This is a genomic window from Pleomorphomonas koreensis DSM 23070 (genome assembly GCF_000425185.1).
GTDB classification, from domain to species: Bacteria; Pseudomonadota; Alphaproteobacteria; order Rhizobiales; family Pleomorphomonadaceae; genus Pleomorphomonas; species Pleomorphomonas koreensis.
In genome coordinates, this window is record NZ_AULH01000001.1 from 158,977 (window position 1) to 183,261 (window position 24,285).

The following is a 24,285-nucleotide window of genomic DNA, read 5'->3' on the forward strand; positions in this document are numbered from 1 at the left end:
TCGCCATCGCTTCCGACGAAGCGCCAACTCGCGAAGCTGGACAACGGCCTGAAAATCGTTGGAGAGTGCGAAAAAGTCAAGGTCGCAGGCAGAGATCGCCGCGAAAACGGGAGAGCGCATCGCCATGACGGGCCGGGCCATCAGCATCACCATGCCGGACGACGGCCGGATCATCCGCGGCCTCGTCGACGACGGCGCCGGCCCGACGGTGGTCTGGCTGGGCGGCTTCCGCTCCGACATGACCGGCGCCAAGGCCGAGGCGGTGGCGGCCTGGGGCCGGGCGCACGGCCGCAAGGTGGTGCGCTTCGACTATTCCGGCCACGGCGCCTCGGGCGGCGACTTCGAGCACGGCCGCATCGGCCGCTGGCTTGCCGAGGCCCAGGCGGTGATCGCCGCCGAGGCCGGCGCCGACTTCCTGCTCGTCGGCTCGTCGATGGGCGGCTGGATGGCGCTGCTTCTCGCCCGTGAGAGGCCGGCCGGCCTCCGGGGGCTGGCGCTGGTCGCCCCGGCCCCGGATTTCACCGAAAAGCTGTTCTATCCGGCGCTTCCGGCCGAGGCGCGCGCCCGCGTCGACGCCGGCGGGACCATCGACATTCCCGGCGAATACGGCAGCCCCGACTACCGCCTCGCCGCCGATTTCTTCCGCGACGGCGCCCGCCACAATCTCCTCGACGGCCCGCTCCGGCTCGGCGTGCCGGTGATCATCCTGCAGGGCATGGCCGACGCCTCGGTGCCGCACGCCCACGCCCGGCGCATCGTCGACCGCCTCGTCGACGACGACGTGGTGCTGACGCTGGTGAAAGACGGCGACCACCGGCTGTCGCGCCCCGCCGACATCGACCTCCTTCTCGATGCCGTCGGTCGCCTTGCCGGGGAATGAGGCCGGAAACCGGCGCCTCTACGCGTTTTTTCCAGCATGATCCCGATGGTTTTTTGCGACTAAAGGATTACCTCGCGGCCCTCGCGTGCTAGAAGGCCGCCATGGCAACGGTGTTGTTTCCCTGGAACCGGCGAGGTCGGACATGGCGGACATGAAGCTCGTGGTGGTCGGCGCCGGCGGACGCATGGGGCGGACGCTGGTGCGCATCGTCTCGGAGACGGCCGGCATGACGGTGCACGCCGCCGTCGATCGGCCGGACAGCTCGCTGATCGGCCAGGACGCCGGCCTGCTGGCCGGCATCGGCGAGATCGGCGTGCCGCTCACCGCCGATCCGCTGGCCGCCGTGGTCGGCGCCGACGGCATCCTCGATTTCACCGTCCCGGCCGCCACCGTCGGCTTTGCCGAGCTGGCCGCCCAGGCGCGCATCATCCACGTCATCGGCACCACAGGCTGCTCGGCCGAGGACGAGGCGGCGATCGATGCCGCCGCCCGCCACGCCGTGGTGGTCAAGTCCGGCAACATGAGCGTCTGCGTCAACCTCCTGGCCGTGCTGGTCGAGCGGGCGGCCCGGACGCTGGGGCCGGACTTCGATATCGAGATCCTGGAGATGCACCACCGCCACAAGGTCGACGCGCCCTCCGGCACGGCGCTGCTGCTCGGCGAGGCGGCGGCGCGCGGCCGTGACATCAAGCTCGACGACTACGCCGTCCGCTCGCGCGACGGCTACACCGGCCCGCGGCCGCAGGGCGCCATCGGCTTCGCCACGCTGCGCGGCGGCTCGGTGGTCGGCGACCACACGGTCTACCTGGCCGGCGCCGGCGAGCGGCTGGAGCTGAGGCACGTCGCCGAGGACCGGGCGCAGTTCGCCAAGGGGGCGGTGCGCGCCGCGCTCTGGGCCTGGGGCAGGAAGCCGGGCCGCTACGACATGGCCGACGTGCTCGGCCTCAAGGATTGAAGAGATTCCGGGACCGGTGGTCGGTTCCGGCCTGCAACGACACGATCAACTGGAGAAAAGCCCATGAGCCGCATTCTGGTCCTCGTCCGCCACGGTCAGTCCGAGTGGAACCTCCTCAACCTGTTCACCGGCTGGAAGGACCCCGACCTGACCGAGCTGGGCGTCAAGGAAGCCACCGCCGCCGGCACCCGCCTCAAGGCGCTCGGCTACAAGTACGATATCGCCTACACCTCGGTGCTGACCCGCGCCCAGCACACGCTGCGCCTGATCCTGGAGCAGATCGGCCAGCCGGATCTTCAGACCATCCGCGACCAGGCCCTCAACGAGCGCGACTACGGCGAGCTGACCGGCCTCAACAAGGACGACGCCCGCAAGAAGTGGGGCGAGGAGCAGGTGCACATCTGGCGCCGGTCGTTCGACGTTCCCCCTCCGGGCGGCGAGAGCCTGAAGAACACCGCCGAGCGCACGCTGCCCTATTTCAACGCCGAGATCCTGCCGCGCGTCCTGAAGGGCGAGAACGTGCTGGTCGCCGCCCATGGCAACTCGCTGCGCTCGATCATCATGGACCTGGAGAAGCTCTCCGGCGAGGAGATCGTCGCCCGCGAGCTGGCGACCGGCGAGCCGATCGTCTACGAGCTGAACGAGGATGGCTCGATCAAGTCGAAGCGCGTGCTGTCGGCCTGATGTCCGGCAGTCCGAACTGACATGAAAAGCGCCGCGGCGGGCTTCCGTCGCGGCGCTTTTCGTTTCTGGTCCGAGAAGCCGGCTCAGGCCGTCTCGACCTCGGCGCCGCCGAGCCGGCGGGCGAGGCCGGTTTCCCAGCCGAGGATGGCCTTCTTGCGGGTGAGGCCCCAATGGTAGCCGCAGAGGTCGCCTTCGCGGCCGAGCACGCGGTGGCAGGGCACGACGAAGGACAAGGGGTTTCGCCCGACCGCCGAGCCGACGGCCCGCGCCGCCTTCGGATTGCCGATGTGGCGGGCGATGTCGGAATAGGTCGTCGCCTTGCCGAGCGGGATGCGCAGCAGCGTTTCCCAGACGCGCACCTCGAAGTCCGAGCCGATGAACACCAGCCGGATCGGCCGGTCCTGCGACCAGACCGTCGGGTCGAACACCTGCCGCGCATAGGGCGCGGTCACCACGTCGTCCTCGACATAGGTGGCGGCCGGCCAGCGGGCGGCCATGTCGCGGAACGCCTTGCGCTCCTCGCCGGGGTCGGCGAAGGCGATGCCGGCAAGGCCGCGGTCGGTGGCCATGACCAGCGCCGTGCCGAAGGGCGAGGCGTGGAAGCCGTAGGCGATGGTGACGCCGGCGCCGCGCGCCTTGTAGGCGCCGGGACTCAACGCCTCGTGCGTGACGAAGAGGTCGTGCAGCCGGCCGGGGCCGGACAGGCCGACCTCGTAGGCGGTATCGAGGATCGACGACGACTGGTCGAGCATCCGCCGCGCCTCGTCGAGGGTCAGCGCCTGCACGAAGGCCTTGGGCGTCAGGCCGGCCCAGCGGGTGAACAGGCGATGCAGGTGGCCGGCGTCGGTGCCGACGGCGGCGGCGATGGTCTCCAGCTCCGGCTGGTCGCGCCAGCGCTCGGAGATGAAGCGGATGGTGTCGCGGACCAGTGCGTAGTCGCCGTGATCGCGGTCGAGCGTTACCTCGCCGGCCATCCGCATGCCTTCGTGCAGCCAGCTCGCCGACATCGGCGGGGCGGTCAGGTTGTCGGTCAGCGTAATGGCGTCCATCGCATCCTCCATCGAGCGTGCGACACGAAGTTAGGGAGCGGCGAGCGGTCCAACCACCCGATTTTCGCACGTCGGCCGAAAAAGCGCAAAAAAAGCGAGGGCGGCGGCCGGAGCGGCCGCCTGCTGACTCTCCCGGGCGGCAAATCCGGCTATAGATGGCGGCGTTGCGCCCTGCCCGGAGTATCCTCTCGTGCCGAGAAAGCCCGCCGCCCCGTCCGAGGACATCGTCACGCCCGTCCCGCCGACGCCGCCGATGAGCGCCGCCGAGATCGAGGCGTTGTTCGCCCGCTTCCGGGAGGCCAACCCGGAGCCGAAGGGCGAGCTTCAGGCCGACAATCCCTACAAGCTGCTGGTCGCCGTGGTGCTGTCGGCGCAGACCACCGACGCCGGCGTCAACCGGGCGACGCGGCCGCTGTTTGAGACGGTCGACAGCCCGGCGAAGATGCTGGACTACGGCGAGGAACGGCTCGCCGAGGCGATCCGCACCATCGGCCTTTACCGCAACAAGGCGAAGAACGTCATCGCGCTGTCGGAAATCCTGGTGCGCGAGCACGGCGGCACGGTGCCGCGCGACCGGGCGGCGCTGGAGGCGCTGCCGGGCGTCGGCCGCAAGACGGCCAACGTCGTGCTCAACATCGCCTTCGGCGAGCCGACGATGGCCGTCGACACCCATGTCTTCCGCGTCGCCAACCGGCTGGGCCTCGCTCCCGGCAAGACGCCGCTGGAGGTGGAACTCGGCCTCGAAAGGGTGGTGCCCGACGCCTATCGCCTCAACGCCCACCATTGGCTGATCCTGCATGGCCGTTACGTCTGCAAGGCGCGACGGCCCGAATGCGAGCGCTGCATCGTCGCCGACCTCTGCCGCAGCCCGGAAAAGCGCCTGCCGATGTGAGGCATGAAAAAAGCCCCGCCCTTGCGGGCGGGGCCGGAGTTTCGACGAGGCCCGAGGTCAGGCGATGCGGGCGTATTCGTCGAAGGCAAGGCGCGGCAGGCGCGGGAACAGCGACGCCTTGTCGCCGTAGCCGAGATTGAGCACCAGGAAGGTCTTGACGCGGCTGTCGGGGAAGAAGGCGGCGTCGATGGCGGCGGCGTCGAAGCCGGCCATCGGGCCGACGTCGAGGCCGAGCGCCCGGGCGGCCATCGTCAGGTAGCCGACCTGCAATGACGCCGACCGCAGCGCCGAGAACTGCAGCCGCTCGTCGGGCGAGCCGGCATACCAGGAGCGGGCGTCGGCGTGCGGGAAGGTCTTCGGCAGCATCTCGTAGAAATCGAGGTCGTAGCCGGCGATCACCGACACCGGCGCCGTCTTCGTCTTCTCCTGGTTGCCGGGCGCCATGGCGGCGAGCAGCTTCGCCTTGGCCTCGGGCGATTTGACGAAGACGAAGCGGCCGGGCAGCGTGTTGGCCTCGGTGGGGCCGAGGCTGACCAGTTCGGCCAGCGTCTTCAGCGTGGCATCGCTGACCGGCTTGTCGAGAAAGCCGTTGTAGGAGCGGCCGTCGCGGAACAGGCGGTCGAGGGTGTCGTCGGCGAGAAGGGCGGACATCAAAAAACCTTTCGGGAGGGAAAGCGAAAAACCACCCCCGAGTTAGGCGGGCCGCCGGCGACCGCATAGTCCACGATCGGCTGACAGATTGTTCGCTGAAAGTGTCCAATAACGGAAATGCGCCGGCGATTGCCCGCATTTCACGCCATTCTCACGATCTCTTGAAGAGCGCGGCTCCCAAAACGAAACCGCCGCCGGGCGGAACCGGCGGCGGCTGGACAGGCGATGCGATGGTCGGTCAGGCGACGGCGCGCACCTCGCGCACATCCGGCAGGAAGTGGCGCAGCAGGTTCTGGATGCCGTTCCTGAGCGTCGCCGTCGACGACGGACAGCCGGCGCAGGCGCCGCGCATGTTGAGGTAGACGACGCCGTCCTTGTAGGCGCGGAAGGTGATGTCGCCGCCGTCAGCGGCCACCGCCGGGCGAACGCGGGTGTCGAGCAGCTCCTTGATCGACGACACCGTGTCGGCGTCGGCCGGATCGAAGTCCTCGTCGCCGGCCGCCGCCTCGGCGCCGGTCAGGATCGGCGCGCCGGACATGAAGTGCTCCATGATGACGCCGAGCACCGCCGGCTTCAGGTGCGCCCAGTCGCCGGTGCGGGTGGTGACGGTGATGAAGTCGGCGCCGAAGAAAACGCCGGACACGCCGGGAATGTCGTAGAGGGCGGCGGCGAGCGGCGAGGCGGCCGCTTCCTCGGCCGTCAGGAACTCGCGCGGGTTGCCTTCGAGCACGACGCGCCCCGGCAGGAACTTCAGCGTCGCCGGATTGGGCGTGGACTCGGTCTGGATGAACATCGGATGGGCTCCTCAGGCTCGCCTGATTGGAATTTCTCTAAACTTCATTATGAAAGGATAGTTCCAGTATTGCAACTGAACAATCGGTGAACCTGCGGACATGGCGCCATTCACGCCACGGCGGCGATGTCCTCGTCGTCCAGATCGCCGGGCACGATGGTCACCGGGATGGGGAAGGGCGGCGCGGCGCGGGCGGCGATCGAGCTGACCAGCGGTCCCGGCCCCTCGCTGCCGGTGCCGGCGGCCAGCACCAGGATGGCGACGTCGCGGTCGTCGTCGATCAGCCGGTGAATGGCTTCGGCCGGCTGTCCCTCGCGGATCACCAGTTCGGCGTCGACGCCGGGCGCGAAGGCGTGCACACGCTCGGCGGTGGCGGCGAGCCGCTGCCGCGCCTCGTCCATCGCCTCGGCCCGCATCATCTCCTCGACGCCGCGCCAGTGCTGGAAGTCGCCCGGCGGGATGACGTAGAGCAGCACCACGGCGCCGGCCGTGTGGATGGCGCGCGTCGCCGCGTAGACGACGGCCCGGTCGCATTCGGGCGTGTCGTCGACGACGCAGAGGAACTTGCGGCGGTGGCCCTCTTCGCGGGCGAGGCGGCGTGAAACCATGGCCGGAGAGTAGCAGAAGGCCGGCGCCGCACAAGCCGCGCCGGCCCTGGTTTGCCGTCGTTTTGCCGCTGTCAGCGCCGCTTGCGGCTCTGGATGAAGCCGATGATGTCGCGCACGTCGTCCATCACCTTGCCGGCGATGGCGCCGGCCCGCTCCGAGCCGTCGGCGAGCACGGCGTCGATGTGGTCGGGCTCGGCCAGCAGCGCCTTCATCCGGTCGTTGATCGGCGACAGCACGGAGACCGCCAGGTCGGCCAGCGCCGGCTTGAAGGCCGAGAACTGCGAGCCGCCGTGGTCCCTCAGCACCGCCTCCTTCGTCGTGTCGGCGAGCGCCGCGTAGAGGGTGACGAGGTTGTCGGCGTCCGGCCGCTCCTTGAGGCCGTCCACCTCGGAGGGCAGCGGTTCAGGATCGGTGCGGGCCTTGCGGATCTTCTGGGCAATGGCGTCGCTGTTATCGGTGAGGTTGATGCGCGAGTAGTCCGACGGATCGGACTTCGACATCTTCTTGGTACCGTCGCGAAGGCTCATGACGCGCGGCGCCGGCCCCTGCGTCAGCGGTTCGGGCAGCGGGAAATAGCCCTCCTCGGCGTTATGGCCGTTGGCGGCGATCGAGGCGGCGAAGTCGTTGTTGAACTTGACGGCGACGTCGCGGGTCAGCTCGAGGTGCTGCTTCTGGTCCTCGCCGACCGGCACGTGCGTCGCCCGGTAGACGAGGATGTCGGCGGCCATCAGGCTGGGGTAGGCGAACAGGCCCACCGAGACGTTCTCGCGGTCCTTGCCGGCCTTCTCCTTGAACTGCGTCATGCGGTTGAGCCAGCCCATGCGGGCGACGCAGTTGAACACCCAGGCCAGCTCGGCGTGCTCGGGCACCTGGCTCTGGTTGAAGACGATGTTCTTCACCGGGTCGATGCCGGCGGCGAGGAAGGCGGCGGTCACCTCGCGGATCTGCTTCTTGAGTTCGAAGGGATCCTGCCAGACGGTGATGGCATGCTCGTCGACCACGCAGTAGATGCAGTCGTGCGTCGCCTGCATTTCCACGAAGCGCTTGATGGCGCCGAGATAATTGCCGAGATGGAGATTGCCGGTGGGCTGGACACCGGAGAAGACGAGAGGCTTGAAGGGCATCGGTTTGGACCCGAGTAAGAAGGTTGCTGTCCGCGCCGGTGGTGGAACCGGGCGGTGCGGACTTATGGACCGCCGGCGCTGGAACCGCAAGGCGGAAGAACGGCTCAGCCGCTCCGGCCGCGGGCCAGCACCGCCTTCAGGTAGCGACGGACGTCGACGGCGCCGGTCAGCACCGTGGCAAGGCCGTAGACCGCCATGCCCCAGAGGCAGAGCAGCAGAAGCCACAGGCCCTGGGCCAGTTGCCGGCCGCCGGTGAGGTGGGCGTCGATCAGGCTTTCGCCGCCGAGCAGCGCCGCTCCCATCATCAGGCTGGCGACGGCGAGCAACGTCAGGCGGCGCAGGAGCAGCGCGTCGGCCTTGAAGTGGCCGCGGCGGATGAGTTCGATCACCAGCATGACGGCGTTGACCCAGGCGGCCAGCGAGGTGGCGGCGGCGATGCCGACGTGGCCGATGAACGGAAACAGGGCGAGCGAGGCGACGATGTTGACGGCCACGGAGATGCCGCCCTGGATGGTCGGCGTGCGGGTGTCCTCGCGGGCGTAGAAGGACGGCTGGAATACCTTGATGGCGACGAAGGCCGGCAGGCCGGCGGCAAAGGCGATCAGCGCGTCGGCGGTGGCAACGGTGTCGGCGGCGGTGAAGGCGCCGCGCTCGAACAGCACGCGCATGATGGTGTAGGGAATGGCGCAGAGGGCGACGGTGGCCGGCAGCGTCAGCGCCATGGCGAATTCCAGCGCCCGGTTCTGGGTGTGGAAGATGCTGTCCAGGCTGTCGCTGCGCACGCGTCGGGTGAGGTCGGGCAGCAGCACGACGCCGATGGCGACGCCGATCACTCCGAGCGGCAGCTGGTAGATGCGGTCGGCGAAGTACAGCCAGGACACGGCGCTCGCCTGCATCGAGGCGATGATGGTGCCGACCACGATGTTGATCTGGGTGATGCCGCCGGAGATCACGCCGGGGATGCCGAGCGTCACGAAGCGGCGGACGTTGTCGTTGTAGCGCGGCCTCGTCAGCGACATCGGAAAGCCGATCCACCACAGCGAGCCGCCGACGGCGATCAGTTGGGCGATGCCGGAAATGCACACCGCCCAGGACAGCGTGTAGGCGGCCTCCGGCGTGCCGGCCCAGTTCTCCCACCAGATCAGCACGAGGGCGGCGACCAGGATGACGTTGAGCAGCGACGGCGCGAAGGCGGCGACGGCGAAGCGGCCGAAGGATTGCAGCATGCCGGCCGCCATGGCGGTCAAGGACATGCAGGCGAGATAGGGGAACATCACCCGCGTCATGAACTCGGCGGCGGCGAACTTGTCGGGATCGGCGACGAAGCCGGGGGCGAGGATGCCGACCAGCCAGGGCGCGCCGACCTCGGCCAGCGCCGTGACGACGACGAGGGCCAGCAGGAACACCGCGAGGATGTCCTCGGCCAGCGCCCGCGCCGACACCTTGCCACCCTCGGCGAGCGCCCGGCCGAACAGCGGCACGAAGGCCGAGGAGAAGGCGCCCTCGGCAAACAGCCGGCGGAACAGATTGGGCAGGCGGAAGGCGACGAAGAAGGCGTCGGCGATCGGTCCGGAGCCCAGCATGTTGGCCATGAACACGTCGCGCACGAAGCCGAGCAGGCGCGAGGACAGCGTGGCGCCGCCCACCGTCACGAAGTTCTTGACCAGACTCATCGGGTTTTGCTCGCAGGGGTTCTCAGCATTGGGCGGCGTTCATTCTCCGGCGGCCTTCTTCGGCGGATGGACATCCTCGCCGTCGACGGCGGCGAGAATGCGCCGGCGGATCGCCGCCTGCTTGGCGCCGGACTGGATCTTCAGCTTGGTGAGGTCGGTGACGTAGAACACGTCGACCGCCCGCTCGCCGAAGGTGGCGATATGCGCCGAGGCGATGTTGAGGTTGAGGTCGCTCATCGCAGTGGTCACGTCGTAGAGCAGGCCCGGCCGGTCGAGGCAGGACACCTCCAGCACCGACAGGCTGGCCGACAGCGTGTTGTCGAAGCGGATCTCGGTCGGCACGCTGAACGCCTTGCTCGGCTTGCGCTGGCCGACGCGGCGGGCGACGATCTCCGGCAGCCTCTCGCGGCCTTCCAGCGCCGCTTCGATCATCTTCAGCACGCGGTCGGCGCGGCGGAACTCGTCGGCGTCCTCGGGGAACTCGCGGTTGATCAGGATGGTATCGAGGGCGAGGCCGTCGGTGGTGGTGTAGATCTGGGCGTCGGCGATGTTGACGCCGGCCGCCGCGCAGGCGCCGGTGATGGTGGAGAGGAGCCGCGGATGGTCGGGCGCCACCACGACCAGCTCGGTGATCGCCTCGAACTTCTTGGTCGACCAGGTGGTGGCGAGCCGCCGGCCGGTGCCCTGCATGGACTTGAGAAGGCGAGCGTGCATCACTTTCTCGGGAAGGTCGACCCTCAGCCAGTAGGGGGCGAAGTGACGGCCGCCGTAGTCGGCGAGTTCCGCCTCGCTCCAGTCGGTCAATTCGGCGGCAAGCTCGGCCTTGGCGGCGGCGACGCGCTGGTCGCGCGACAGCTTGGAATGGCCGCCGAGCAGATAGGGTTCGGTCTCGTAGAACAGCGTCCTCAGAAGCTGGCCCTTCCAGCCGTTCCAGACGCCGGGGCCGACCGCCTTGATGTCGGCGACGGTGAGCAGCAGCAGCATGCGCAGCTTCTCCACCGTCTGCACCACGGCGGCGAAGTCGCGGATGGTCTGGCGGTCGGAAAGATCGCGCGACTGGGCGATCATCGACATCACCAGGTGGTTCTCCACCAGCCAGGCGAGCTGGTCGGTCTCGCCGGGCGAGAAGCCGAAGCGCGGGCCGAGGCGGCGGGCGATCTTGGCGCCGGCGGTCGAATGATCCTCGACGCGGCCCTTGGCGATGTCGTGCAGGAACAGCGCGAGGTAGAGCAGCTTGCGGTTGGCGATGGTCGGGAACAGCTCGGTGGCCAGCGGATGGTCGTTCTGGTCCTCGCCGCGCTCGATCTGGGTCAAGAGGCCGATCGCCCGGAGCGTGTGCTCGTCGACGGTGTAGTGGTGATACATGTTGAACTGCATCATCGCCACGACGCGGCCGAACTCGTGGATGAAGCGGCCGAGCACGCCGGTCTCGTTCATCGCCCTCAGCACCGTCTCGGCATGCTTCTTGGAGCTGAGCACGTCGAGAAAGATGCGGTTGGCCTCCTCGTTGTCCCGGAGGTCGGCGTCGATCAGCCGGAGCGAGCGGGTGATCAGCTTCAGCGCGTCCGGGTGGAAGTCGAGGCCGGTGCGGTCGGCGACGGCGAAGATCCTGAGCAGGTTGACCGGATCGCGCTCGAACACCCGCTCGTCGGTCACCGACAGGCGGTCGTTGTCGATGATGAACTGCGGCGTGCCGGGCAGCGACTTCTTGCGCCGGCGGAAGGTGTGGTGCAGCACCCGGTCGAGCATCGGCTTGGGCTTGGCGTGCATCTCCTCGAGCGCCGCGCAGAAGATGCGGGTGAGATCGCCGACGTCTTTCGCCACCAGGAAATAGTGCTTCATGAAGCGCTCGACCGGTTCCAGGCCGGGGTGCTCCTGGTAGCCGAGCAATTCGGCGATCTCGCGCTGGTTCTCGAAGCCGAGCCGGTCGTCGGCGCGGTTGGTGACGAAGTGGAGGTTGCAGCGCACCGCCCACAGGAACTCCTCGCACTTGTGGAAGCGCTGCAGCTCCTTCTGCGAGAACACTCCGTGCTTGACCAGTTCGTCGGCGCTGAAGGCGCGATAGAAGTATTTGGCGATCCAGAACAGCGTGTGCAGGTCGCGCAGGCCGCCCTTGCCGTCCTTGACGTTGGGTTCGACGAGATAGCGCGAGGTGCCGGCCCGCCGGTGGCGCTCGTCGCGCTCGGCCAGCTTGGCCTGGATGAACTCGGGGCCGGTGCCCCTCACCACCTCGGCGTTGAAGCGGCTGACCATCTCGGCGTAGAGGTCGCGGTCGCCGAGGATGAAGCGCGCTTCGAGGAGCGCCGTGCGGATGGTCATGTCGGCGCGGCCGAGCCGGATGCAGTCCTCGACGCGCCGCGTCGAGTGGCCGACCTTGAAGCCGATGTCCCAGAGGAAATACAGGATGTGCTCCAGCACCTTGTCGGCCAGCGGCTGCGGCTTCGGCGGCAGCAGGAACAGCAGATCGACATCCGACGACGGCGCCAGCGTGGCGCGGCCGTAGCCGCCGACCGCCACGACGGCGATCCTGTCATCGCAGCCGGGAAAGACGCGGGTGATCGTGTGATGATGGATGACGCGGATCAAGAGGTCGACCAGCGCCGACAGCCGGCGGGCGCAGCCGACGCCGTCGCGGTCGTTGCGCAGCCGGTCGCGCGCCGCCGCCCGTCCCTCCTGGTTGGCCCGCTTCAGGGCGGCCAGCAGCTCGGGCCGCGGATCGGCGCCGGACAGCGTCGCCCGCTGGAAAATGGCGGCCATCTCGGCGTTGAGCGCCCGCTCGTCGATCAGGGAAGCGGCTTCCGGAAATTTGATCATCGGCGGCAATCACCTTCTGGACGGCGGACGCGACTCCCTGACGAGATCGATAGTCGGCGCGCCGCCAACAATCAACCGTGCCGCCCGACGGCGCCGCGCAGCGCCTTCAGGCGATAGAGCGCTTCGAGCGCCTCGCGCGGCGTGAGTTCATCGGGCGCCAGCGCGTCGATCGCCCGGAGAAGCTCGGCTTCCGCCGGGTCGGGCGGCGCCTCGGCCGGTGCGTCCGAAGTCGGACGGCGGGCCAGCGAGAACAGCGGCAGGTCGTCGAGCATCGAGGCGGCGTTGTTGCCGCCCGATTTCTCCAGCTCGGCCACCACGGCGCGCGCCCGCTCGATCACCGGACGCGGCAGGCCGGCCAGCTTGGCCACCTGGATGCCGTAGGAGCGGTCGGCCGAGCCGGGCACGATCTCATGCAGGAAGACGACGTCGCCGCGCCATTCCTTCACCTTGACCGTGGCGTTGACGATGCGCGGCAGCCGCTCGGAGAGGGCGGTCAGCTCGTGATAGTGCGTCGCGAACAGCGTGCGGCAGCGATTGGCCTGGTTGAGGTGCTCGATGGTCGCCCAGGCGATGGACAGGCCGTCGTAGGTGGCGGTGCCGCGGCCGATCTCGTCGAGGATGACCAGGGAGCGCGGGCCGGCCTGGTTGAGGATGGCCGCCGTCTCGATCATCTCGACCATGAAGGTCGAGCGGCCGCGGGCGAGGTCGTCGGCGGCGCCGACGCGGGAGAACAGCCGGTCGACGACGCCGATATGCGCCGACCGCGCCGGTACGAAGGAGCCCATCTGGGCGAGCACGGCGATCAGCGCGTTCTGCCTGAGGAAGGTCGACTTGCCGGCCATGTTGGGGCCGGTAACCAGCCACAGCCTGCCGGCCGCCTCGCCACTTCCGGACGGGCCGAGATCGCAGCCGTTGGCGACGAAGGCGCCGCCGTCCTCGCGCAGCATCTGCTCGACCACCGGATGGCGGCCGCCGTCGATGCGGAAGGTCAGGCTGTCGTCGACGCGCGGCCGCACGTAGCCCTCGGCGGCGGCGAGTTCGGCGAGCGACGTGGCGACGTCGAGGGCGGCCAGCATTTCGGCGGCCCGCTTGATGGCGGCGCCGGCCTCCACCGTCGCCCGCGCGAGATCGGCGAACACGGCAAGCTCGACGGCCAGCGCCCGCTCGGCCGCCGAGGCGATGCGGCCTTCCAGCGCCGACAGCTCGGTGGTCGAAAAGCGCATGGCGCCGGCCATGGTCTGGCGGTGGATGAACAGCCGATTGAGCGGCTCGGAGGTCATCGCCTGGCCATAGGCGGCCGGCACCTCGACGAAATAGCCGAGCACGCCGTTGTGCTTCACCTTCAGCGACTTGATGCCGCTCTCCTCGGCATAGGTCTGCTGCAGGGCGGCGATCACCTTGCGGCTTTCGTCGCGCAAGGCGCGGGCCTCGTCGAGGTCGGGCCGGAAGCCGGGCCGCACGAAGCCGCCGTCGCGCTTGAGAAGCGGCAGCTCGTCGTCGAGTGCCGCTTGCAGCCGGCCGGCGAGATCGGCCGGCGCCGCCCGGAGGCCGTCGGCGATGCGGCCGATCTCCGGGCCGGTGGCGACGGCTTCGGCGAGATCGTCGGCGAGGCGGGCGGCGGCGAGAAGGCCCTCGGCGATGGCGGCGAGGTCGCGCGGGCCGCCGCGATCGAGGCTGACGCGGGTCAGCGCCCTGGCCATGTCGGGCACGCCGGCGAGATCGCGGCGGAGCCGCGTCCGGAGCGTCGTCTCGGCGAGGAAATAGTCGACGGCGTCGAACCGCTCGCGGATGGCCTGTGGGTCGGCGAGCGGCGCCGCCAGGCGGTCGGCGAGCAGCCGGGCGCCGGCCCCCGACACCGTGCGGTCGATGGCGTGGAGCAGCGAGCCGCGCCGTTCGCCGGACAGCGTGCGGCAGAGTTCGAGATTGGCGCGGCTCGCCGCGTCGATGGCCAGCGCGCCGCCGAGGGTTTCGCGGGCCGGCGGGTCGAGCGGCGGCCGGTTGCCGACCTGCGTCTTGTCGACATAGGCGAGAACCGCCGCGGCGGCGGTCAGCTCCAGCCGCGTGAACGTGCCGAAGCCGTCGAGCGAGGCGACCGAGAAGAAGCCGGCCAGCCGGTGCTCGGCGGTGGCGCCGTCGAAGAAGGCGCGCGGCAGCGGCACCACGGCCGGACTGGCCGCCTTGAAGGTGCGCCTCAGCTCGTCGTCGTCGAACAGGCTGTCGGCGGCGAGCAACTCGCGCGGCTCGATGCGGGCGAGCAGGGCCGGCAGGGCGGCGGCCGTCGTCTCGGCGAGGCGGAAGGCGCCGGTCGACATGTCGGCCCAGGCGACGGCGAAGGCGTCGGCGGCGCTGTCGACGCCCTTCTGGCGGGCGACGGCGGCGAGATAGTTGGAGCGGCGGGCATCGAGGAGGTTGTCCTCGGTCAGCGTGCCGGGGGTGACCAGACGGACGACGTCGCGCCGGACGACCGATTTCGAGCCGCGTTTCCGGGCCTCGGCCGGGTCCTCCATCTGCTCGCAGACGGCGACGCGGTGGCCGAGGGCGATCAGCCGCTGCAGATAGTCGTCGGCGGCATGCACCGGCACGCCGCAGAGCGGAATGTCGACGCCGCGATAGCGGCCGCGCTTGGTCAGCGTGATGCCGAGCGCCCGCGAGGCCACCTCGGCGTCCTCGAAGAACATCTCGTAGAAGTCGCCCATCCGGTAGAACAGGAGGCAGTCGGGGTTGGCCGCCTTGATCTCGATATATTGCGCCATGGCGGGCGTCGCCGCGTCGGCGGTCCGGTCGTCGGGGAGGGCTTCAACGTCGGTCATGACGGCGGAAGCTAGCAAAGGCCGCGCCGCTTTTCACGCGGCAAATGGCCGGCCAGCCCGGTTATCCCGCCATCAGGGCGCCGCCGTCATTCCGGCACCGGCGAGGGGCGCGTCAACACGCCCTCGCCGTAGCGGGCCTTGTCGCGGTTGCGGTGCGAGCCGAGGTTCTCGGCTTCGAGATAGCCCCAGATCTCCTCGGCCGTCTCGGCGAAGTGCACGAGGTTGATGTCCTCGGGATTGATCATGCCGTAATCGGCCAGCGCCTCGAAGTTGATCACCTTGTGCCAGTATTCGGAATCGACCAGCACCACCGGAATGCGCGTGCCTTTGTGCGTCTGGGTCAGCGTCAGCAGCTCGAACAGTTCGTCGAAGGTGCCGAAGCCGCCGGGGAACACCACCAGCGCGTTGGCGCGCATGGCGAGGTGCATCTTGCGCATGGCGAAATAGTGGAAGCGGAAGGTGAGCTGCGGCGTGGTGTAGCCGTTGGGCTCCTGCTCGTGCGGCAGCGTGATGTTGAAGCCGATGGTCGGCGCGCCGGCGTCGCGGGCGCCGCGGTTGGCCGCTTCCATGATGCCGGGGCCGCCGCCGGTGGCGATGACGTTGTCGAAGAAGCCGTCGGTGCGGTTGACGGCGCCGCCGCGCTCGGAGGCGATGCGGCCGAACTCGCGCGCCGTCGCGTACCAGCGATTGTGCAGCGGATTACCGTTCTCGTGGACGCGGGCCGAGCCGAACACCACCAGCGTCGAGCGGATGCCCCAGGCCTTCAGCGTCTGCTCGGCCTTGGAATATTCGAGCAGGAAGCGGACGCCGCGCATCGAATCCGACAGGAGGAAATCGTTGTCGATGGCGGGCAGGAGGAAGGCCCTGGAGGTCTTCTGGGCGGTGTTGTCGGCGATATCGGTCATGCGAGGGTTCCAGACTCCGCCATCCAGCCTGAGGCGGCGGGACGGCAAGCATAGCTTTTCCCCTGTTAAGGAACGTTGAAGCGTGGCCGGACTGTGGCAAGGCGGCGACAGACGGCGGCGGCGGAGCCGTCGCCGCCGGCAAGAACGACTATAATCGGCTCCGAATCAGAGCGTTCGTGCCATGGAACGGCAGCCTGGACGGACGGGCGGCATCTGGAGCTGAAACTGCACGAGGACCCGACGATCGACGAGGGATGCCGGCCTGGGACGCCGGGCGCTTCCGGCCGCCCGCTGTGGGACGGTACTCGCCTGCCGGCCGCCCGGCTGCTGGTCGTTGCCGGGGAGGGCGATTGCGACACGCTGGCCCTGGGTCGCCTGCTGCCGGCGCTCGCCGCCCGCGTGCTGTCGCTGACGCTGGCCGCGCCGGCCGAACAGCTGTCCCGGCTCCTCGCCTTTGCCGCCACCTTCGGCAATCTGCCGCTTGCCGACCTCGCGGCGCCGCCGCCGCACGATCTCGTGCTGCCGCTCGCCTCGGTGCCGGCCGTGCTCGGCCTCAAGCCCGGAGACGTACCGCCGCCGCTTCCCCGCCCGGTGGCGCGGGCGCCGGGCGGAGCGATCGGCCTGGCGCTGGCGCCCGACGCGCCGGCGGCCATCGTCGCGACGCTGCGGGCCGCCTTTCCCGGCGTCCGCCTGCTGGCGCTCGATGACGCGGCGGCCCGGCAGCTTGGCGGGGAGCCGATCGACGCCGATCCGCCGACGCTCACCGGCCTCGACCTCGTCGTCGCCACCGACGGCGCCGTGGCGCATGCCGCCGGCAGCCTTGGCGTGCCGCTCTGGCTGCTCGTCGACGCCGCGCCGCACTGGATATGGGGACCGGAGGGCCGCCTCAGCCGCTGGTATCCCGCTGCCCGCCTGTTCCGCGCCGCCGGCCCCACCTGGCAGGGCGTGGCAGAGGCGCTGGCCGCCGAGGCGGCGGCGCTCGCCGTGCCGGGCCTTTCCGACGTCGCCGCGCTGCGCCGGCTCGCCGGGGTGGCCGAGGAGGTGGACGGCGCCGCCGCCGCGCTGAGCGCGTTGCCCTTCGCCCTGCGCCTTGCCGCGCTGCGGCCGGCCGATCCCGACGCCTGGGCCCGGCTCGTCGGCCTGCTGCTCCGCCTGGACGATGCGACCGACGCCGACCACGCGCTCGCCGCCGGCCTTGCCGCCGGGCCGCGCCACGGGCCGCTGCTGCGCCTCGCCGCCCGCCGCGATCTCGAACGCGGCAATCCCGCCGCCGCGCTCCGCCATGCCGAGCAGGCGCTCGGCGCCGATCCCGCCTCGGTCGCCGCGCTGGCGACGCGCGCCGCCGCGCTGGCGGCGCTCGGCGAGCCGGCCAAGGCGGAATTCGCGCTTCGGCAGGCGGTGCAGGCGGCGCCGCGCCGGGCCGACCTGCTGGTGGCCTGGGGCGAGGCGCTGCGCCGGCTGGGCGACGACCGTGCCGCCGGCCGCGCCTTCGAGCGGGCCGCCGTCGTCGAAGACAGTGCCGACGCCCGCCTCGGCCTCGGCCGTATCGCTCTGGCGGCCGGTGACAGCGATGTCGCGCTGCATTTCCTGAACAGCGCCGTGGCGCGCGACGACGGCCACGCCGAGGCGGCGATCGACTGCGCCCGTGCCCTGCATGACGCCGGCCGCGTCGCCGAGGCGATCGGCGTGCTGCGCCGCCTCGTCGCTCGCCGGCCGTCGCCATCCGCCCGCGCCCTGCTCGGCGAACTGCTGCTGGCTTCCGGCGATTTTACGGCCGGCCTTGTCGAATTCGAGGGCCGGCACGCTGCCGCCCTGCCGGACTTGGCGGATATCGCCGGACGCCCGGTGATGCTGACGGCCGAGGGCGACGCCGGCGTCCTCCTGCGCTTCCTGCGTTTCGTGCCGCGCCTGAAGGCGGCCGGCGCGACCCACGTCGGGGTCGCTGGTGCCGACGAGCTGGCGCCGCTGCTCGCCGATGTCGCCGGCCTCGACGGCATGGACGGGCCCTCCGGGGCCCTGCATCTGCCGATCATGAGCCTGCCGGCACTGTTTGGCCTCGGCGCCGGCGACCTCGCGTCCGGCAGCCGCTGCCTGACGCCCGACCCGGCCGCCGTCACCGACGCCGCATTGTCACTCGCCGGGGTCGACGGCTTCCGCGTCGGCGTGGCGCCCGGCGGCCCCGACCTCCCACCGCTCTCCGGCATCGTCCTGGTCGATCTCGATGCCGACCTCGCCGCCGTCGCCGCCGCGCTGCCCAACCTCGATGCGGTCGTGGCGCCGGCGACGAGCCCGGTCGCCGCGCTGGCCGGCGCCGTCGGTCGCCCGGCCTTTGTCCTCGCTCCGGATCGCGACGACTGGCTGTGGCTGGAGAGAGACGGCCGCACGCCCTGGTTCCCGTCGACCCGCCTGTTCCGCCGCCGACCCGGCGAAACGGACATGGCCGCTCCGTCGCAGCGCCTCGCGGCGGCGCTCGCCGCCTTCGCGGCCGGCGACCGCGCCGTTCCCTACCGGCCCGATCCCCCGCCGCCCGTCGCACTTGCCGACCAGCCCGACGCCGCCGCGACGCTCGCCCGTGCTGGCCTCGAGGCGCTCGCCCGCCGCGACGACCACCGCGCCGTCCTGCTGATCGGCGATGCCGTCGCCGCCGGCGCCACCGACCCGGAGCTGCGCCAGCGGCTGGCCGTCGCCCTTCTCGGCATCGGCGAGCGCGACCGGGCCGGCCAGCTCCTCGCCGCGCTGATTGCCGAGGCACCCACCGCCGAGCGGTTGGCCGAACTGTCCGAGGTCGAGCGGACCGCCGGCCGTCCCGACGAGGCGCTCGCCCACGCCGAGCGGGCGGCCGAACTACGGCCCGATCTCCCCCGTGCCCACCGTGCCGCCGGGCGGGCGCTGATCGCGCTCGGCCGGCCGCAAGAGGCGCTGGCCGCCTACGGGCGCGCCGTGGCGCTGGCGCCGGCCGATCCCGAACTTGCCCTGGACGAGGCGGAGGCGCTGCTCATCGCCGGCGACTACCGCCGCGGCTTCGCCCGCCGCGAAATCCGCTGGCGGGCCGCCCAGTTCCTGCCGCGCCGCTTCGAGGTGCCGCGCTGGACCGGCGAGGATATCGCCGGCCGTACGCTGCTCGTCCACGGCGAGCCGGCGCTCGGCGCCGACATCGCCTTCGCCCGCTTCCTGCCGCAGGTGGCGGCGCGGGGCGCCCGGCTGGTGGTCGAGGTGCGGCCGGCGCTCATCGACCTCTATCGCCGGCTCGATCTCGCCGGCGACGTCACGATCGTCGAGCAGGGCCGCCGTCTGCCGCCGCACGACCTCGAGGTGCCGCTCCTCAGCCTGCCGCACGTCCTCGGCATCGACCGGGCCGGCCTGCCGCCACCGGCCGCCTTCCGGCCCGATCCGCTGCGCGTCGACGCCTGGCGCCGGACCTTCGGCGACCGCTTCACGGTCGGCCTCTACTGGCGGAGCGCCGAGGACGCCGCCCTTTACGCGCCGCTGGCCGACCTCGACGGCGTCAGCCTCGTCGCGCTCGATCGCCGCGCCGGCCGGGCGATGCTCGCCGCGCTGCCGCCGGGCCTCGCCGTCGAATCGCTCGGCGCCCGGCTCGGCGGTCTCGTCGAAACGGCGGCGGCCATCGCGGCGCTCGACGCGGTGGTGGCGCCGGCCTCGGCCACCGCCCATCTCGCCGCGACGCTCCTCAGGCCGACCGTGGTGGTCGATCCGCCGGCCGACGACTGGCTCCTGGGCGGGGAGGGCGGCTCGCCCTGGTATCCGGCCGTCCGCCGCCTCCGCCGGGGCGGCGACCTCGCCGGCCTGCTCGGCGCGCTTGTCCGCGAAAGGTCGGCGCCATGAGCGAAGCGATGATCGATCAGTTGCTGATCCGCGCCGCCGCCGCCGAGGCGGCCCACAAGTGGATCGAGGCGGTCGCCCTCTACGAGGTGGCGCTCGCCCGGTCGCCCGATCACGTCGCGGCGATGCTGGGCGCCGCCCAGGCCTGCCGCGAGGGCGGCGATCACGCCCGCGCCGTCATCTTCCTGGCGCGTGCCGACCGCACCGAGCCGGGCCGCGCCGACGTCGCCCTGGCGCTCGGCGAGGCGCTGGCCGCCACCTCCCGGCTTACCGAGGCGGCCGCCGCCTTCGAGCGGGCCCGTGCCGCCCGGCCGCTCGATGCCGCCGTCGCCGCCCGCCTCGGCGCGGCGCGCCTTGCCGCGGGCGACGCCAGCGGCGCCGTCGAGGTGTTCGAGGCGGCGCTGCGGCTCGATCCGGCTGAACCGCGAGCCCGCCGCGACATCGGCGCGGCGCTCGCCGCCGCCGGCCGGCCGCTCGACGCCATCGCCGCCTTCCGCCGGCTCGGCGATGCCGCCCCGCGTGCCGACCGGGCCGCCGCCCTCTGCGCTGTCGGCGACATGGCCGGCGGCTTCGCCGAACTCGACGCGCTGGCCGGCGCCGCGCTGCCGCCGTGGGCCGCCCGCCTGCCGGCCTGGGGTGGACGACCGCTTGACGGCCCGCTGCTCGTCGTAGCCGCCGCCGATCCGCTCGACCTTCTCGCCCTGGCGCCGGCGCTGCCGCTCGCCCGCTCGCTGGTCGCCGAGCTGGTGCTCTCCGTGCCGAAGCCCTTCGCCCGCCTCGCCGCCTCGCTCGCCGGCGTCGATCGCGTGGTCACCGACGAGACGCCGGCCGCCGCGGCGGTACCGCTGGCCGGCCTGCCGCACCGGCTCGGCCTGACGGCCGGCAGCTTCGTGCCGCATGGTCCGCTGCTCGTCCCCGAGCCGGCGCTCGCCGACCGCTGGAGCGCCCGGCTCGGCCTCGGCAAGGGCAAGCCGGTCGTCGGTCTTGCCTGGAGCAACGGGCTCGATCCGGCCGACCTCGCGCCGCTCGCCGGCCTCGACGACCTGCGCTTCGTCGCCCTCGAACGGCTGCCAGCCTCGACGATTGCCCGCGCGTCGGGGGCGGCGTCCGGCTGGGAGGTGACGGGCACGCCGGTGCGCATCGAGCATCCCGGCCCGGATTTCGAGGCTGGTGTCGACGCCCGCGTCGACGGCGCCGCGCTGATCGCCCGGCTCGATGCGGTGATCGCCGTCGATGGCCTGCCGCTCCGCCTCGCCGGCGCGCTCGGCCGGCCGGGCGTTGCGCTGCTGCCGCCGGTTGCCGGCTGGATATGGGGAATGGATGGGGAGAGGTCGCCCCGCTTTCCGTCGCTGTCGCTGTTGCGGCGGGCGGCGGAAGGGTCGTTCCGGGCCGTGCTGCCGCGGGCGGTCCGCCTCGTCCGCGACGCCCTCCGCCGCTGATCGGACAGGAAAATCCCACCGGAAAGGACCCGCTTCCGGGAAGCATGTTGCCTTGGCAGCCCGAATGGGCGACAGTATCGGAAGGAATTTTTACAATCGGGCCATTCCGGAGGGAATCCTATCTCTTGCTAATTGAAGTCGTCCACTTAGGATTTCAGCCTGTCGGGAAGCGCTGCGACGGCCGAGAGGCGACCTAGCTCCCGAGAGGCGCGATGCCAGGGCATCGCTCGAAGCTGGAGACCGGAAGCATGAGACGCTCGAAACTCCTGGGACTGTTCGCTGCCGCCCTGATCGCCGGGCCGCTCGCCCTTGCCGCGCCCGCCCAGGCGGTGACGCTGACCAACGTCTCCTACGATCCGACGCGCGAGTTCTACGAGGCCTACAACAAGGCTTTCGCCGCCCACTGGAAAGCCGAGACCGGCGAGGACATCACTATCCGCGCCTCGCACGGCGGCTCCGGCAAGCAGGCGCGCGCCGTCATCGACGGCCTGCCGGCCGACGTCGTCACGCTGGCGCTCGAAAGCGACATCAACGCCATCGTCGAGAGGACCGGCAAGATCCCGGCCGACTGGCGCGGCAAGCTGCCGCACAATTCCGCCCCCTATACCTCGACCATCGTCTTCCTGGTCCGCAAGGGCAATCCCAAGGGCATCCACGACTGGGGCGACCTGGTGAAGGACGGCGTCGAGGTGATCACCCCCAACCCCAAGACCTCGGGCGGCGCCCGCTGGAACTATCTCGCCGCCTGGGCCTGGGCGGCCGGCCAGTACGGCGGCGACGAGGCGAAGATCCGCGACTACATCACCACCCTGTTCCGGCACGTGCCGGTGCTCGACACCGGTGCCCGCGGCTCGACGGTCACCTTCGCCCAGCGCGAGCTTGGCGACGTGCTGCTGGCCTGGGAGAACGAAGCCTTCCTCGCTCTCGACGAGTTCGGCGCCGACAATTTCGACATCGTCGTGCCGCCGCAGTCGATCCTGGCCGAGCCGCCGGTGGCCGTGGTCGAGGCGAACGCCAAGGCCAACGGCACCGAAAGGCAAGCGCGCGCCTATCTCGAATACCTCTATTCGGCCGAGGGCCAGACGCTGGCCGCCAGGTACCACTACCGGCCGTCCGAGCCGAAGCTGGTCGATCCCGAGCTGCTGAAGACCATCCCGGAACTGAAGCTCGTCAGCATCGACGATCCGCTGTTCGGCGGCTGGGCCAAGGCGCAGCCCTACCACTTCGGCGACGGCGGCGTATTCGACCAGATCTACAAGCCCGCCCAATGACCGATACTCGATAATGGCAGGGAGGATGCCATGTGGATCGCCACCGCGCCGCCGGGCTTCCTCTTTCCGCTGACCGAACGCGACCTCGACGCTGGCCGGCCGGGTGACCCCGACCGGCCGGCGAGCGCCGAAAGAGAGGCCGATGACCCCGACCGCCCCCTTCGTCAAGCCCAGCGTGCTGCCGGGATTCCGGCTGACGATCGCCTTCACGCTGCTCTACCTGACGCTGATCGTGCTGTTGCCGATTGGCGCCCTGCTCTTCCGGGCTTCTTCGCTGGGGGTGCATGAGATCGTCGCGCTGGCGCTCGACGGTCGCACGCTGGCCGCGTTGCGTCTTTCGTTCATGACCAGCCTGGCCGCCGCCGCCTTCAACGTGCCCTTCGGCCTGCTGATCGCCTGGGTGCTGGTGCGCTACGACTTTCCCGGCCGCCGCTTCTTCGACGCCATCATCGACCTGCCCTTCGCCCTGCCGACGGCGGTGGCCGGCATCGCGCTGACCGCGCTCTATGCGCCGAAGGGCTGGATCGGCTCCATCGCCGCGCTGGCCGGCCTCAAGATCGCCTTCACGCCGGTCGGCGTGTTCCTGGCGCTGGTGTTCGTCGGCCTGCCGTTCATCGTCCGCACGGTGCAGCCGGTGCTCGGCGAGCTTGATCGCGAACTTGAAGAGGCGGCGGCAACGCTCGGCGCCGGCCGGCTCCGCACCGTCGCCTCGGTGGTGCTGCCGCCGCTCACGCCGGCCATCCTCACCGGCTTCGCGCTGGCCTTCGCCCGGGCGGTCGGCGAATACGGCTCGGTGATCTTCATCGCCGGCAACATCCCCTATGTCTCGGAGATCGCCCCGCTGCTGATCGTCATCAAGCTCGAGGAGTTCGACTATGCCGGCGCCACCGCCGTCGCGGCCATCATGCTGGCCATCAGCTTCGCGACGCTCTTGCTCATCAACCTGATCCAGGCCCGGGCGCGCGCGAGGTACGGCCATGTCTGACGGCTCCGCTGCCTTCGCCGTGTCAACGGGCGAGCCCATCGCCAAGGCGGTCACCGCCCGGCCGCCGGCCCGCCGCCTGCCGACCGAGGAAGCGCCCTGGGTGCGGCGCCTGTTGATCGGCCTCGCCGTCGGCTTCCTCGGCCTGTTCCTGCTGCTGCCGCTGGTCACCGTGTTCATGGAGGCCTTCCGCAAGGGCGCCGGCGCCTTCCTCGCCGCCTTCGCCGACCCGGCCGCCGTCGACGCGGTTCTCCTGACGCTCCTGGTCGCCGCCATCGCCGTGCCGGCCAACCTGGTGTTCGGCGTCGCCGCCGCCTGGGCGATCGCCAAGTTCGACTTCCGCGGCAAGGCCTTCCTGGTGACGCTGATCGACCTGCCGTTCTCGGTGTCGCCGGTGGTGGCCGGCCTCGTCTACGTGCTGCTCTACGCCAGCCACGGCCTGTTCGGCGGCCTGCTGCAGTCGGCCGGCATCCAGATCATCTTCGCGCTGCCCGGCCTGGTCATGGCGACGATCTTCGTCACCTTCCCGTTCATCGCCCGCGAGCTGATCCCGCTGATGGAGGAACTCGGCAACGCCGACGAGGAGGCGGCGCTCACCCTCGGCGCCTCCGGCTTCCGCATGTTCTGGACGGTGACGCTGCCCAACGTCAAATGGGCGCTGCTCTACGGCGTGCTACTCTGCAATGCCCGCGCCATGGGCGAGTTCGGAGCGGTGTCGGTGGTCTCCGGCCACATCCGCGGCTACACCAACACCATGCCGCTGCACATCGAGATCCTCTACAACGAATACCAGTTCGTCGCCGCCTTCGCCGTCGCCTCGCTGCTCGCCGCCCTGGCGCTGGTGACGCTCGGCATCAAGTCCTGGCTGGAACATCGCTACGCCGGCGACCTCGCCGCCGGCCATCGCCACTGAAC

18 protein-coding genes are annotated in these 24,285 nt (G+C 70.8%); 9 read left to right on the forward strand and 9 right to left on the reverse strand.

The features are described from left to right. The first annotated feature begins 124 nt into the window (after positions 1 to 124). The 3 genes from H512_RS0100700 to H512_RS0100710 all read left to right on the forward strand — a co-directional run bounded on the left by H512_RS0100700 (position 125) and on the right by H512_RS0100710 (position 2,519). Complete coding sequence (locus H512_RS0100700; RefSeq protein ID WP_026781890.1) at positions 125 to 880, forward strand: alpha/beta hydrolase; 756 nt, start codon at positions 125 to 127, stop codon at positions 878 to 880. A gap of 151 nt (positions 881 to 1,031) precedes the next feature. Continuing rightward, entirely contained in the window at positions 1,032 to 1,835 is an 804-nt protein-coding gene (dapB, locus tag H512_RS0100705) for a 4-hydroxy-tetrahydrodipicolinate reductase (protein ID WP_026781891.1), read from the forward strand. 63 nt (positions 1,836 to 1,898) lie between these two features. Further along, complete coding sequence (locus H512_RS0100710; RefSeq protein WP_026781892.1) at positions 1,899 to 2,519, forward strand: 2,3-bisphosphoglycerate-dependent phosphoglycerate mutase; 621 nt, start codon at positions 1,899 to 1,901, stop codon at positions 2,517 to 2,519. A gap of 83 nt (positions 2,520 to 2,602) precedes the next feature. Here H512_RS0100710 and H512_RS21990 read toward each other — a convergent pair whose 3' ends face one another. After that, the gene (locus H512_RS21990) at positions 2,603 to 3,499 is read right to left on the reverse strand and encodes a methylated-DNA--[protein]-cysteine S-methyltransferase (protein ID WP_036789551.1); all 897 of its coding nucleotides are present in this window, start codon (positions 3,497 to 3,499) and stop codon (positions 2,603 to 2,605) included. A 259-nt stretch (positions 3,500 to 3,758) separates the two neighbouring features. On the opposite strand from H512_RS21990, the gene nth reads away from it, so the two are divergent. Beyond that, entirely contained in the window at positions 3,759 to 4,460 is a 702-nt protein-coding gene (gene nth / locus H512_RS0100720) for an endonuclease III (protein ID WP_026781893.1), read from the forward strand. 57 nt (positions 4,461 to 4,517) lie between these two features. Here the strand turns inward: nth and H512_RS0100725 are convergent, their stop codons facing one another. From H512_RS0100725 to H512_RS0100760, 8 genes are all read right to left on the reverse strand, one after another. Then, entirely contained in the window at positions 4,518 to 5,111 is a 594-nt protein-coding gene (locus H512_RS0100725) for a malonic semialdehyde reductase (RefSeq protein ID WP_036789374.1), read from the reverse strand. A gap of 238 nt (positions 5,112 to 5,349) precedes the next feature. Then, a complete protein-coding gene (locus H512_RS0100730) occupies positions 5,350 to 5,904 on the reverse strand; it encodes a NifU family protein (protein WP_026781895.1) in 555 nt (184 codons plus the stop codon). Between the two features lie 110 nt (positions 5,905 to 6,014). Continuing rightward, entirely contained in the window at positions 6,015 to 6,512 is a 498-nt protein-coding gene (locus H512_RS0100735) for a universal stress protein (RefSeq protein ID WP_026781896.1), read from the reverse strand. 71 nt (positions 6,513 to 6,583) lie between these two features. Then, on the reverse strand, positions 6,584 to 7,636 hold the full coding sequence (gene trpS / locus H512_RS0100740) for a tryptophan--tRNA ligase (protein WP_026781897.1): 1,053 nt from the start codon (positions 7,634 to 7,636) through the stop codon (positions 6,584 to 6,586). A 104-nt stretch (positions 7,637 to 7,740) separates the two neighbouring features. Beyond that, positions 7,741 to 9,309, reverse strand: coding sequence for a murein biosynthesis integral membrane protein MurJ (murJ, locus tag H512_RS0100745; protein WP_026781898.1), 1,569 nt, complete (start codon positions 9,307 to 9,309; stop codon positions 7,741 to 7,743). A gap of 39 nt (positions 9,310 to 9,348) precedes the next feature. Then, positions 9,349 to 12,123: a [protein-PII] uridylyltransferase gene (locus H512_RS0100750; protein ID WP_026781899.1), complete on the reverse strand. Its 2,775-nt coding sequence runs from the start codon at positions 12,121 to 12,123 to the stop codon at positions 9,349 to 9,351. A 71-nt stretch (positions 12,124 to 12,194) separates the two neighbouring features. Then, positions 12,195 to 14,933 (reverse strand): DNA mismatch repair protein MutS, encoded by a 2,739-nt coding sequence (mutS, locus tag H512_RS0100755; protein ID WP_026781900.1) that lies wholly within the window; start codon positions 14,931 to 14,933, stop codon positions 12,195 to 12,197. 86 nt (positions 14,934 to 15,019) lie between these two features. Further along, positions 15,020 to 15,838, reverse strand: coding sequence for an LOG family protein (locus tag H512_RS0100760; RefSeq protein WP_026781901.1), 819 nt, complete (start codon positions 15,836 to 15,838; stop codon positions 15,020 to 15,022). Positions 15,839 to 15,931: 93 nt separating this feature from the next. Here H512_RS0100760 and H512_RS21995 point away from each other — a divergent pair, with 93 nt between their 5' ends. The 5 genes from H512_RS21995 (at position 15,932) to cysW (ending at position 24,283) form a co-directional block, all read left to right on the forward strand. Further along, complete coding sequence (locus H512_RS21995; RefSeq protein WP_156899271.1) at positions 15,932 to 19,681, forward strand: tetratricopeptide repeat protein; 3,750 nt, start codon at positions 15,932 to 15,934, stop codon at positions 19,679 to 19,681. Beyond that, the gene (locus H512_RS0100770) at positions 19,678 to 21,117 is read left to right on the forward strand and encodes a tetratricopeptide repeat protein (RefSeq protein WP_026781902.1); all 1,440 of its coding nucleotides are present in this window, start codon (positions 19,678 to 19,680) and stop codon (positions 21,115 to 21,117) included. The genes H512_RS21995 and H512_RS0100770 overlap by 4 nt, the downstream gene beginning before the upstream one ends. A gap of 248 nt (positions 21,118 to 21,365) precedes the next feature. Then, positions 21,366 to 22,388: a sulfate ABC transporter substrate-binding protein gene (locus tag H512_RS0100775; RefSeq protein ID WP_026781903.1), complete on the forward strand. Its 1,023-nt coding sequence runs from the start codon at positions 21,366 to 21,368 to the stop codon at positions 22,386 to 22,388. 142 nt (positions 22,389 to 22,530) lie between these two features. Then, positions 22,531 to 23,373, forward strand: a complete 843-nt coding sequence (gene cysT, locus H512_RS0100780; protein WP_026781904.1) for a sulfate ABC transporter permease subunit CysT — start codon at positions 22,531 to 22,533, stop codon at positions 23,371 to 23,373. After that, on the forward strand, positions 23,366 to 24,283 hold the full coding sequence (gene cysW / locus H512_RS0100785) for a sulfate ABC transporter permease subunit CysW (RefSeq protein ID WP_084798230.1): 918 nt from the start codon (positions 23,366 to 23,368) through the stop codon (positions 24,281 to 24,283). The genes cysT and cysW overlap by 8 nt, the downstream gene beginning before the upstream one ends. The last annotated feature ends 2 nt before the right edge of the window (positions 24,284 to 24,285 follow it).